The 12,145-nt window shown below is 62.8% G+C and carries 10 protein-coding genes; 4 read left to right on the top strand and 6 right to left on the bottom strand.

Features of this window, described 5'->3' with window-relative positions:
• Positions 1-16: 16 nt before the first annotated feature.
• Positions 17-1,207, bottom strand: coding sequence for a hypothetical protein (locus ACR64R_RS06955; protein ID WP_487360945.1), 1,191 nt, complete (start codon positions 1,205-1,207; stop codon positions 17-19).
• Positions 1,208-1,623: 416 nt separating this feature from the next.
• On the opposite strand from ACR64R_RS06955, the gene parC reads away from it, so the two are divergent.
• Positions 1,624-3,879 carry a DNA topoisomerase IV subunit A gene (parC, locus tag ACR64R_RS06960; RefSeq protein WP_487360946.1) on the top strand — a complete coding sequence of 752 codons (2,256 nt, stop codon included), beginning with the start codon at positions 1,624-1,626 and terminating at the stop codon, positions 3,877-3,879.
• 111 nt (positions 3,880-3,990) lie between these two features.
• Positions 3,991-5,187 carry an AI-2E family transporter gene (locus ACR64R_RS06965; RefSeq protein WP_487360947.1) on the top strand — a complete coding sequence of 399 codons (1,197 nt, stop codon included), beginning with the start codon at positions 3,991-3,993 and terminating at the stop codon, positions 5,185-5,187.
• Here ACR64R_RS06965 and ACR64R_RS06970 read toward each other — a convergent pair.
• From ACR64R_RS06970 to ACR64R_RS06985, 4 genes are all read right to left on the bottom strand, one after another.
• Positions 5,175-6,071 (bottom strand): DMT family transporter, encoded by an 897-nt coding sequence (locus ACR64R_RS06970; protein ID WP_487360948.1) that lies wholly within the window; start codon positions 6,069-6,071, stop codon positions 5,175-5,177. The genes ACR64R_RS06965 and ACR64R_RS06970 overlap by 13 nt on opposite strands.
• A gap of 126 nt (positions 6,072-6,197) precedes the next feature.
• Positions 6,198-6,962, bottom strand: coding sequence for an arginyltransferase (locus ACR64R_RS06975; RefSeq protein ID WP_487360949.1), 765 nt, complete (start codon positions 6,960-6,962; stop codon positions 6,198-6,200).
• Positions 6,963-7,113: 151 nt separating this feature from the next.
• Positions 7,114-7,584, bottom strand: coding sequence for an RDD family protein (locus ACR64R_RS06980; RefSeq protein ID WP_487360950.1), 471 nt, complete (start codon positions 7,582-7,584; stop codon positions 7,114-7,116).
• Positions 7,585-7,678: 94 nt separating this feature from the next.
• Positions 7,679-8,359 carry a methyltransferase family protein gene (locus tag ACR64R_RS06985; RefSeq protein WP_487360951.1) on the bottom strand — a complete coding sequence of 227 codons (681 nt, stop codon included), beginning with the start codon at positions 8,357-8,359 and terminating at the stop codon, positions 7,679-7,681.
• A 195-nt stretch (positions 8,360-8,554) separates the two neighbouring features.
• On the opposite strand from ACR64R_RS06985, the gene sthA reads away from it, so the two are divergent.
• Entirely contained in the window at positions 8,555-9,943 is a 1,389-nt protein-coding gene (gene sthA / locus ACR64R_RS06990; RefSeq protein WP_487360952.1) for a Si-specific NAD(P)(+) transhydrogenase, read from the top strand.
• A 58-nt stretch (positions 9,944-10,001) separates the two neighbouring features.
• Here the strand turns inward: sthA and ACR64R_RS06995 are convergent, their stop codons facing one another.
• Positions 10,002-10,688, bottom strand: coding sequence for an alpha/beta hydrolase (locus tag ACR64R_RS06995; RefSeq protein ID WP_487360953.1), 687 nt, complete (start codon positions 10,686-10,688; stop codon positions 10,002-10,004).
• 203 nt (positions 10,689-10,891) lie between these two features.
• Between ACR64R_RS06995 and ACR64R_RS07000 the strand changes: the two genes are divergently transcribed.
• On the top strand, positions 10,892-12,088 hold the full coding sequence (locus tag ACR64R_RS07000) for an OpgC family protein (RefSeq protein WP_487360954.1): 1,197 nt from the start codon (positions 10,892-10,894) through the stop codon (positions 12,086-12,088).
• The last annotated feature ends 57 nt before the right edge of the window (positions 12,089-12,145 follow it).

Raw genomic sequence — 12,145 nt, forward strand, 5'->3', positions numbered from 1 at the left:
CGGAACTGTCGCCCGATCAGTCCTGGTTCGCCTTGACCTTGACGCCGAGCGTCTTGGGCAGGTCGAGCGGGTTGGACATGGCGCCGGCCATGATCAGCGCGAAGGGCACCGACGACGGCGGCTCGGCCGATATCTCGAGGCTCTTCGGATCGTCGAGGAAGGCATTCACCGCCGACGAGACCTCCGCCGTCAGCTCCGGATTGTTGAGCTGCGCCAGGCCGAACGGCACGATCGCCTTGGCCTGGCTGGCGACGTCCTTGGCAGACATGCCCTCCTGCTTGCCGACATAGTCGAGCACCTTGCCGGTCAGCGAATCGTCCTGGAAGCGCACCGACGCGCCGTTGAAGGAAAGCTGCTGCATCAGGCCGAGCATAGCCATGCCCTGGGCGGAATTGTCGGCGCCTTGCGGCTGGGCTGCGAGCTTCTTCTGCATCTCCTGCATCGACTTGATGAAGTCTACCGTGTAGCCGCCGAGGTTGAAGGTCATGCCGAGCGTGCCGGCATTCTCCACCGAGACTTCATACTTCGACAGCTCCATCTTGCCGTCGCTTGGCTGCCAGGTGCCGGCCATCGCAATGTTGCCGGAGATGTTCTGGTAGCCGAGCGCCTCGATGGCTTCCTTCGACTTGGGGTCGTCGATCAGCGACAGGTCGGCTGTGAATTTCTCGGTGTTGGCGGTGAAGTCCATCGCCTTGCCGTCGGCCGGTGGGGTGATCTGGACGGCAAGCCCGTCCATCGCGAATGCCGTCTTGTCGCCGACCTTGACCTTCATGTTGGAGAGCTCCGCCGACTTGTACATCATCAGCGAGCCGAGCGGATCGGTGCTGCCCTCCGCCGGAACCTTCATGCCGTGGATAACCACCGGGCTGAGGTCGAGTGTCACGCCGTCCTTGCTGTGTTCGAAAGGCGAGGTCGAGACGGTGGCGATCTCATAGCCGCCACCTGCCGCGGTGACCCCTTCCAGTTTCACGTCGCCGATTGGCAGCGCTTCCTTCTCCGCCGCCGACTTGATGGAAACACCCTGCAGCACGGCGCTGGAATCGTCGCCGGACACGCCGGTCCAGGAAATGTCGACGCCCTGGGCGGCGAGGGCCGCCTTGATGCGCTCGGCCACCGCCGGGTCGGCGGCGAAGGCCGTGTTGAGCGGCAACGTCAGCAGAAAGGTTGAAAAGGCCAGTTTCTTGAGCGTTGAGCGTTGGATTGTCATGGCGAGTTCCCTGTCCTGATTAGCTATGATCAAATTGTTCTGAAACCTTCTCCATCACCAATCCGTGACGAACGAGACGGGAAAAAGGCATTTCCCTGCACATTTGTCGAAAATGGGGATGAAAGGCAAACGCCGGACGGCGGCCATTGCCCGATGCGGTGAATTAGTCATGAAGACCGGGGCTCCCCTCCGCCAGCGCGTCGCATGCCAGATAGAGGCCGCATGTAACGGATTGATGTTGGCCGGCGTCACGATGACGCCGCGGCCCGTTGCAGATCGGCGGCAACTTGCAGCCGCCGTCTCGCCGCTTCCGTGAAATCCTTCACATCGCCGGCCACGTGTTCACAGGCTGCGGCGGATGCGCCGATTTTCACGCGGCGCTTGCCGCGAATCAGCCGCTCGGCTAGTCCAAATCCATGGGAAAAAGGCTTTTGCCGCCTGATGACAACGGCGGCGGCGACAAAATCGAACCGGTCGATCTGAAAGAGGCGCTCGAGCGGCGCTATCTCGCTTACGCGCTGTCGACCATCATGCACCGGGCGCTGCCGGATGTGCGCGACGGACTTAAGCCGGTCCATCGCCGCATCATGCACGCCATGCGGCTTTTGCGTCTCAACCCGGATCAGGGTTTTGCCAAATGCGCCCGCATCGTCGGCGACGTGATGGGTAAGTTCCATCCGCATGGCGACCAGTCGATCTACGACGCCCTGGTGCGCCTGGCGCAGGATTTCTCGATGCGCTACCCGTTGGTCGACGGGCAGGGCAATTTCGGCAACATCGACGGCGATAACGCAGCCGCCATGCGCTACACCGAAGCGCGCATGACCGAGGTTGCGACCGAACTGCTTGCGGGCATCACCGAGGACGCCGTCGATTTCCGCCCGACTTACAATGAGGAGGACGAGGAGCCGTCCGTCCTCCCCGGTGCCTTTCCGAACCTGCTCGCCAACGGTTCTTCTGGCATCGCGGTCGGGATGGCGACTTCCATCCCGCCGCACAATGCCGCCGAGCTTTGCGACGCGGCCCTCCATCTGATCGAGCATCCGGAAGCGCCGGTGGCTAAGCTTATGGACTTCGTCCAGGGGCCGGATTTCCCCACCGGCGGCATTATCGTCGACAGCCGCGCCTCGATCCTCGAAGCCTATGAGACAGGTCGCGGCGGTTTCCGCGTGCGCTCGAACTGGGGCCAGGAAGACCAGGGCAGGGGCACCTGGAGCATCGTCGTCACCGAAATTCCTTACGGTGTGCAGAAGGCCAGGTTGATCGAGAAGATCGCCGAGCTCTTGATGGCTCGAAAACTGCCGTTGCTCGAAGACATCCGCGATGAGAGCGCCGAAGACATCCGCATCGTCCTGGTGCCGAAGAGCCGCACCGTCGACCCCGGCATCCTGATGGAATCGCTGTTCAAGCTTACCGAGCTCGAAAGCCGCTTTCCGCTCAACATGAACGTCTTGTCGCGCGGCAAGGTGCCGAACGTCCTGTCGCTCAAGGGCGTGCTGAAGGAGTGGCTCGACCACCGCCGCGACGTCTTGATCCGCCGCTCGAAATACCGGCTCGGCGAGATCGAGAAGCGGCTGGAGATTCTCGCGGGCTACCTGATCGCCTATCTCAACATCGACGAGGTCATCAGGATCATTCGCGAAGAGGATGAGCCCAAGCAGGTGATGATGGCCCGCTGGTCGCTCACCGACAACCAGGCCGAAGCCATCCTCAACATGCGTCTGCGCGCCTTGCGAAAGCTCGAGGAAATCGAGATCCGCAAGGAGCATGACGGCCTCATCGAGGAAAAGGGGCAGATCGAGGCCCTGCTGGCGTCGCAAGCCAAGCAATGGGCAACGATCAAATGGCAGGTCGCCGAAGTCCGCGACAAGTTCGGTCCAGACACCGCGCTCGGCAAACGCCGCACCCAGTTCGCCGGCGCGCCAGAGCATGACCTGACCGACATCGCGCATGCCATGATCGAGCGCGAGCCGGTCACTGTCGTGGTGTCGGAAAAGGGCTGGCTGCGCGCCATGAAGGGCCACCTGACTGATTTTTCGCAGCTCGCCTTCAAGGAAGGCGACAGCCTCAAGCTTGCCTTCCATGCCCAGACCACGGACAAGATCCTGGTCTTCACCACCGGCGGCAAGTTCTACACCATCGGCGCCGACCGGCTGCCCGGCGGGCGCGGCCATGGCGAACCGATCCGCATCATCGTCGACATGGAGAACGACCAGGACATCGTCACCGCCTTCGTCCACGATCCCAAGCGCAAGCTGCTGCTGGTCTCCCATGATGCCAATGGCTTCATCGTTTCCGAGGAAGAGGTCGTCGCCAACACGCGCAAGGGCAAGCAGGTGATGAACGTCAAGGCGCCAGACGAAGCCAAGCGTTGCATCCCGGTTTCGGGCGATCACCTCGCCATCGTGGGCGAGAACCGCAAGATGCTGGTCTTCCCGTTGTCCGAAATCCCGGAAATGGCGCGCGGCAAGGGCGTGCGCCTGCAGAAATACAAGGACGGCGGCGTGCTGGACTTGAAACCCTTCACGCTGGAGACAGGGCTTTCCTGGCAGGATTCGGCCGACCGCACCTTCACCAGATCGCGCGAGGAACTGGCCGAATGGATCGGCGCCCGGGCCGCCGCCGGCCGTATGGTGCCGAAAGGCTTCCCCAGGACGGGCAAGTTCGGGTAAGGCGCCAGTCTCCCTGGGGGAGATTCCCAAGAATTTGGACTATCGTCACGATTGCTGCACTATGATGGCGCATAAGCGGTCAGGTAATCGGGACAGGGGAGAAACGCCGGGTTGAAGCGGGCTGAAATCCAGAAGCCGGGGCAGCGCCTGTTCGGCCTGTCGACGCCGCTCCGGGCCGCCGTCATCCCGCCGATTTCGGCGGCGCGCTGGCTCCTGGTGCTGATTGCCGCCGCCGGCGTCTATTTCTTTCACGGCTTCCTGTTCCCGGTGCTGGCGGCGCTCGTCATCGCCTTTGCCAGCTGGCCGCTCTACCGCCGGCTGCTCGCCGCCGTCGGCGGCAACCGCACCGTTGGCGCGACCTTGGCCATTCTCTTCATCCTCGCCTTCCTGGTCGTGCCGATCGGCCTCGCGGGCACCTATGCCATCAATGAGCTGCGCGAATGGGTCACCTGGGCGATCGAGACCAACCGCCATGGCGCGATTACGCCGCAATGGATCGCCACCATGCCCGTCGTCGGCGAGTGGCTTAACGAGCAGTGGACGGCCTATCTCGGTCATCCCGGCGGCATCGGCGAACTGATCCAGCTGACCAGCGGCTCCAACATCGGCGCGATCTATCGCGGTGCCTTGGCCGCGGGCGGCAGCGCCTTCGGTCTTTTGCTGACGCTGTTGTTCATGATGATCGCGCTGTTCTTCGCTTATCGCGACGGCGAGGCTTTCGCCGCGCAGATCGATCGTCTGGGGGAGCGTATTCTGCCGACACGCTGGGAGCGGATATCGCGCGTTGTGCCCGCAACCATCTCGTCTACGGTCACCGGCATGACCATCATCGCCATCGGCGAGGGCCTCGTGCTCGGAACGGCGTACTGGCTGGCCGGTGTGCCGTCGCCGGTGACGCTTGGCGCTCTTACCGGCATCATGGCGCTGATCCCGGGCGGCGCTCCGCTCTCCTTCACGCTGGTGTCGGTCTACCTCGCGGCCAGCGGCAAGCTGTTTGCCGGGCTGGCGCTGTTCGTCTGGGGCGCGGTGGAACTCTTCATCGTCGACAAGACACTGCGCCCGAAGCTCGTCGGTGGACCGATCAAGCTGCCCTTCCTGCCGACCTTCTTCGGCCTGATCGGGGGCGTCAAGACAATGGGTTTCCTCGGCCTCTTCATCGGTCCGGTGCTGATGGCGCTGCTCGTCGCCATCTGGCGCGAATGGCTGCGCGAAGTGGAATTGATGGACGAGACAGCGCCGCTCGAAGGGGAAAGTGGGCCGCCTCGGATCGAGGCGGCGCCCGAGACCAGGAAAATTCACGCCGGGTGACTGATCGCGAGAGCGGCGCGACGTTTGCGTCCCTCATGCAATTGCCACAGCGAATGGACGACCAGCGTGACGATCAGGACCGTGCCGCCGATCAGGCTGTTGCGCGACGGCGCCTCGGCGAAGATCAGCCAGACCCAGACAGGCGCCAGCACGGTTTCCAACAGGTAGAACATCGCCACTTCCGGCCCTGAGATATATTTCGGGCCATTGGCGAGGCAGAAGAACGAGATCGGCATGATCACGGCGCCGTTGAAGATGATCCACCACGGCGCGTCGACCCGAAAGCCTGTCCTCGAAACCATGAAGGCGGCGACTGTGAAGGGCAAGATCACGCCGACCAGCGAGGTGAAGCCCATCTCCTTGCCGCTGGCCCGGGAAATGGTGATGGCGGAGGCGATGCAGAGCGCGGAGCACAAGGCCATGACGTCGCCGAACAGATGTCCGCTACCAATGGAGTCGCCGACGATGATGGCCACGCCGACGATCATCAGCCCCAGCGCCGCAAGCGTCAGAGGCCGCGGCCTTTCCTTCAGGAACAGCCAGGACAGCAGCGCCGAGAACATGGTGGTGAAGGCGAGGATGAAGACGAGATCAGCGGTCGAGGTGTGGTAGACGGCGGTGACGAAGGCAATCGAACCCAGGCCGTACAGCGTTGCGACCGCGAGTCCGGGGCGGCCGGGAACGAGCTGCGGCGCCCTGTCGCTCAACGAGCGCCAGACGATCCAAATGAGGAGTCCGGCAAGGAAGGTGGTGCCGGTGCGCAGCAACAGGATCGTCCACGCCTCGCCGTGAGCCAGCCTGATCAGCGGGATGTCGACGGTCAGCGCCATGCCGCCGATGGCGGTCAGGAGAAGGCCCTTCTGATGGTCGTGGTGGGAGGACATGCGGGTATTTTCTCGCGATGAATTGCGGGCGGACGGCCGGCGCGCCATTGTGCGCTCTCCGCCTATCTGCGGAAACACCAGCATCCTGCCCCTTGAGAAATCTAGGGTGGGCTTTGGAAAGATCGGTCAGCGCGTGAGCGCTTCGTGGTCGTAGCGCTCCCAGCCCTTCGGGCCGAGATGCTCTTGCGGCATGAAGCGCATCTTATAATTCATCTTGCGCGAGCCGTTGACCCAGTAGCCGAGATAGACGTGGGGCAGGCCCATCGCCTTGGCGCGGGTGATGTGGTCGAGGATCATGAACGTGCCGAGCGAGCGGTCCTCGAAGTCGGGATTGAAGTAGGAATAGACCATCGACAGGCCGTCGGCCATCTTGTCGGTGAGCGCGACGGCGATCAACTCGCCCTGGCCCTTGCCGGTGATGAAGGTATCCGGGCCGCGCCGCCTGTATTCGATGATCTTGGTGTCGACATGCGTGTCTTCCACCATCATCGCATAGTCGAGTACGGTCATGTCCGACATGCCGCCACGGCGATGGCGGGCGTCGAGATAGCTGCGGAACAGCGAATATTGCTCGGTCGAAGGCTGTGCGTCATGCATGGCGCCGACAAGATCGCCATTGCGCTGGATGACGCGGCGCATGTTGCGGCTGGGGTCGAATTCATGCGCCAGGATGCGCACCGAGACGCAAGCGCGGCATGACTCACAAGCCGGGCGGTAGGCGATGTTCTGAGAGCGCCGGAAGCCGCCTTGTGTAAGCAGGTCATTCATCTCCGGCGCCTTGTCGCCGACAAGGTGCGTGAACACCTTGCGCTCGAACTGGCCCTCCAGATAGGGGCATGGTGACGGCGCTGTCAGGAAGAACTGCGGCGACTGGGTCGGATGCTGCGTCATCTAATTCTTGGAAACGCTCCTGCGAATCGCCCTACCTTTGGCCCGGTTGGCGAAAAATTCAACAGGATTGTGCTGTCGCGACGTCTGCGACCTGTTCATATTTAAGTGCGGGCGGCGCAGTCGTTTGATAGGCGCGGCCGCCGCCCACCCGTCAGATGTCGGTGCGGGTGACCACCGTGCCGAGCAGCAAGTCGTGCAGCGTGCGCTTGCGGTCCGAGAACAGTGTGACCAGCAATACCAGCGGCGTAAGGACGACGTTGCCGGCCCAGAATAGAACGGAATGCACCACCGCGGTCATCCCGTCGATGCGGCTGCCGTCGAGCCTCTCCAGGCGGATACCCATGATCTTCATGCCGGTCGTCGCCTGGTCTCGGCTACCTAGGGTGTTCCAGATGTAGAGGATCGCGACCATCGGCAGCAGCACGGAAAACAGCGCCCATCCGAGGCCGAAGGTCAACAAACCGAGAATGGCGACCAGGATCGCGAAGGGGATGGTCAGCAGCCCGACGAAAAAATAGTCGAGCAGGAAGGCAAAAATGCGCCTTGTCCGTACGCCGCGATAGGCGCGTGTGTCCTCGAACCGTGTGGTGATGATCTCGCCGTCCAATACGCGCGCGTTCATGTCCATTCCTCGCTGCGGCATCCAAAATCGATGCCCGCCAGTCAAATGGTAAAGACTGCGCCGAATTCAAGGAATGGAGTTGGCCGGACCGATCCTAGAAGATGCCGGGAAGGAACCGGTAGCGAACCTTGCCCAGGTATTCGCGGTATTCCGGTGTCGTCGCAAGGATGGCCTCCTCACGCGTGAGGCGGTAGACCTGAAAGAAGGTTATAATCCCGTAGACGCCGAAATTGTACATCGAGAAATTCGACAACAGATATAGGACGTGGCCCGCCAAGTAGCCGGCGTAAATCGGATGTCTGATGAACCTGTAGGCACCACCGGTGACGACGCCACGGTTCGCGGGCAGGAGCGCGAAGGAGCGACCGAGGGAGAGCTTTCCCCAGACAGACATCGACAACGCCAGGCACTGCAACGGTGCCGCGACCGTGGTTGAAATGATCGCCACCCCCGGCTGCATCGAGATCAGACCGGAGCCGAGGCTGGCGGTCAGCGAGATGATCACGGTCAGCGGGTTCCAATCGCGTGCCTTGGGGCGCCGGGCCAGAAGCAGCCATACCAAGGTTAGCGTTTCGGAAATCGTCAGCAACAGGATGTTGATCCTGCTCGGATCCGCCACAAGATGATACATGCCCCGATAGGCAAAGATGAACGTCGCGGCCAGCGCCAGGAAGCGCAGAAAACCTTCTCGCAGATCGGCGATGATTTCGCTTGTTCCCGGCCCGGGCAGGAGCCCCGTTTTCCCTAGTGACGAATTACCGCTGAAGATGGTCACGCAGTCTGCCCCCGGTGCTACCCCAGGCTCGACCATTGCACGCAAGTCTTGCCGCAACGTTAAATCCCGTGGCGTTTTGCCTTGCGTCGCGCCGATTTTCATGCCGCAGGGATCGCGTGTTTGGCAGTTGAATATGACGCGCTCCCCAGTTTAGCCTGTTGCGGCGCAGCAAGACGCCGAGGGGGCAGGGGGACTATGGATTACGATATGCTGGTCATTGGCAGCGGCCCCTCGGGCCGCCGAGCCGCGGTGCAATCGGCCAAGCTCGGCAAGTCGGTGCTGGTGGTCGACAGGGGCCGGCGCTTGGGCGGCGTCTCAGTGCACACCGGCACCATCCCCTCGAAGACGCTGCGTGAGACGGTGCTCAACCTCTCCGGCTGGCGCGAGAGGGGATTCTACGGACGTGGCTACCGGGTCAAGCAGGATATCTCCGTCACCGATCTGGTCGAGCGGCTGCACAAGACACTCGATCACGAGGTCGAGGTTCTGCAGCACCAGTTCATGCGCAACACGGTCAGGAGCGCGCGGGCGGCGGTGAAATTCCTCGGCCCGAACAGGGTCAGCCTGACCACCGATAACGACGATTACAGCGAGGTCGGCTTCACGCACGCGTTGATTGCCGTTGGCACAAGGCCGCACCGGCCGGCCGACGTGCCCTTCGACAGAAAGCGCATCTTCGACAGCGACGAGATGCTCGAGCTCGACCGCCTGCCGCGCACGCTGACCGTCATTGGCGCCGGCGTTATCGGGGTCGAATATGCAACGATCTTTTCGGCGCTGGACGTGCCGGTGACTCTGGTCGAACCGCGCAACACGATCCTTGATTTTGTCGACCGCGAGATCATTGACGACTTCATCCATCAGATGCGTGATCGCGGCATGACGATCCGGCTGGGCAGCGCGGTCAAGGAAATCTCCTCGAAGCCGGATCATGCCGAGGTGACGCTCGCCGACGGCCGCACCATCCGCTCCGAGATCGTGCTCTACGCGGCCGGACGGACCGGCAATGTCGCCAGCCTTGGCCTCGAGGCGGTCGGCATCGAGGCCGACGGCCGCGGCCGCATCAAGGTGGATCCGAAGACCTTCCAGACCACCGCGTCCAACATCTACGCCGCCGGCGACGTCATTGGTTTTCCCAGCCTCGCCTCCACCTCGATGGAGCAAGGCAGGGTGGCCGCCTGCCATGCTTTCGGCGTCCCCCTTCCGCCGCCCCCCGAGACCTTTCCCTACGGCATCTACGCTGTGCCGGAGATTTCCACGGTCGGCCAGTCCGAGGAGCAGGTGCGCGAGAGCGGCGTCGCCTACGAGGTCGGAGTGGCACGTTTCCGCGAGACCTCGCGCGGCCACATCATGGGCGTCAATTCAGGCTTCCTGAAGCTGTTGTTCTCCGTCGAAACGCGCCGGCTGCTCGGCGCTCATATTGTCGGCGAGGGCGCCACCGAGCTCATCCATATCGGCCAGGCTGTGATCAACCTCGGCGGCACGGTGGACTTCTTCGTCAACAACACTTTCAATTATCCCACGCTGGCCGAGGCCTACAAGATCGCCGGCCTGGACGCCTGGAACCGGATGGGGCAGGGCTAAGGCAGAGCGGAGCCTGCCCGGGCTTCACCCGCGACGGCAGCGCAACTATCACGTTCGCTCAAGGCATTGGCGGCGGCGCCTCGATCTCCGCCGGCCGCACGCAGGCGCTAAGCCAATGCCGCGCGATCGCCGCGTCGGCGTCGCCAAATTCATGGCCCGAGGCGACGATACGTGCGTCGACCTCGGCGCCACGCTGGCTGAACAGCGTCACCAAGGCAGGCGCGAACGGGCCGTAGGTCTGGTCGGCGGCGCCGGCGATAATCAGCACGCGCGTTTCCCGAAGATCGGTCATCGGCGATGTGTCGAGCACCGGCATCGCCCGCAATAGCACCGCCCGCCTGACGAGGCCGGGATGAAGCAGCATGAGACTGGAGACGACGTTTGCGCCGTTCGAATAGCCAAGAAAAGTCGCGCGGCGAAGGTCGAGCCCATGTCGCGTCGCGGCCTCCGCCGCGAACTGGGCATAGGCCGCCGTCTCAGCGCGGATTGAGGTTTGCTCGAAACTGGTAGGTGTGATTCGCTCGAACCAGCGAAATCCGTCTTCCTGCGGGACGCGGCCCCGCGCCGCCACGATCACGGCGCGCGGCGCGATCCGCTGCGCCAGGGGCAGCATCGTCGTCTCGTCGACGCCCGACCCGTGCAGCACGAACAGGCTCTCGTCACCCGCGTCCGCCGGCCTCGACATGCGGTAGGCGAAAGCAAGATCGCTGCGAAGAACGCTGTTTTCGCCACTATATTCGGACATGCTCACATCCATTTGATTCCATGAGAGATTCATTGATTTGCCGGCTTCAAAACGGAATATTTTCGCGCTCCGCGAAAGTTGATTGAACCCGGCGCATTTCAGTCCGTTTCTGCGCCGATACACTCCCCATGGGAGGTTCGAAGCGGTGCGCCCCGGGGGTCGCATTGCTGGCTATGAACAACCAGCTTTGAGGCCCTTTGTCGATGACCACCCCTGTTTTCAATGGACGCGACAAGCGTATTGGAGAGCGTGACACACGTATCGACGTACTGCGCGCGCTAGCGCTGCTTACTATCTTCGTCGACCATGTGCCGGGTACCGTCTTCGAGAATTGGACCTACAAGAATTTCGGCTTTTCCGACGCTGCCGAAGCCTTTGTGCTGATTTCCGGCATCTCGGTGGCGCTGGCCTACGGGACGAAGTTCAAGCCCGGCGGCCGATTGCTCGCGACTTTGAAGATGTGGCGGCGCGCAGGCGTGCTCTACATCTCCCACATCGTCATCACGATGGTGGTGATAGCGCTGTTTTGCGCCGCCGCCGTGTTCGCGCGCCGTCCGGAAATGCTGACGATGATCAACATCGAACCGTTGATGACGAAGACGCCGCAGGTGTTGCTCGGCATCGTCACGCTCGGCCATCAACTCGGCTATAACAACATCCTGCCGGTCTATGCTGCGCTGCTTGTGGCGGCACCCGCGTTCGTGCTGTTCGTCAGCTATCGGCCGGTGCCGGCCCTGATCGTGTCGGGCCTGTTATGGCTCGTTGCCGGCATCTGGCAGATCGCGCCGCCGAACTATCCCGAGCCTGGCCTCTGGTTCCTCAATCCGCTGTCCTGGCAGTTCCTCTTCAACATCGGCCTTGCCGCCATGCTGCATGTGAGGCGGGGCGGGCGAATCCCGGTCAATCCATGGCTTCTCGGCGCCGCGGGCATCTACGTGGTCGGCGCGGCGATCTGGGTGCATAGCCCGCTCTGGGGCCAAATCACCTGGTTCAACCTGCCGGTGGTGATGGGCGGCTTCGACAAGACTTTCCTGTCGCTGCCAAGGCTGTTGCACATTCTATCGGTCAGCTATCTGATAGTCGCGCTGCCGGCAGTCTCCAACCTCTTCCGCGTCAGGCCCGACAATCCGCTCGCCATTCTGGGCAAGCGCTCGCTGCCGGTGTTCATCGCCGGCACGCTGCTTGCCATGGCGGCGCAGGTGTTGAAGCTGATCAACCCGGGTGGCCTGGCCTACGACACGCTGCTGATCGCGGCCGGCATCGCCATGCAGTTCGCGCTCGCGCTGTATCTCGAATGGCTCGCAGGCCTCGGCCCGTCCCGCGCCAGCCCTATGGGCGAGGATAGCGCGCGCAGGCCGTTCGGCGCGCAGCCGGTGCCGGCGAGGGCGGGGGGATACTGAGTCAGTCCCAGGAAAAGCCTGCAGTGGTTGTCCGTTCCTAATTGCGCGACGCTACAA

The organism is Mesorhizobium sp. MC2-1-1, assembly GCF_057597255.1.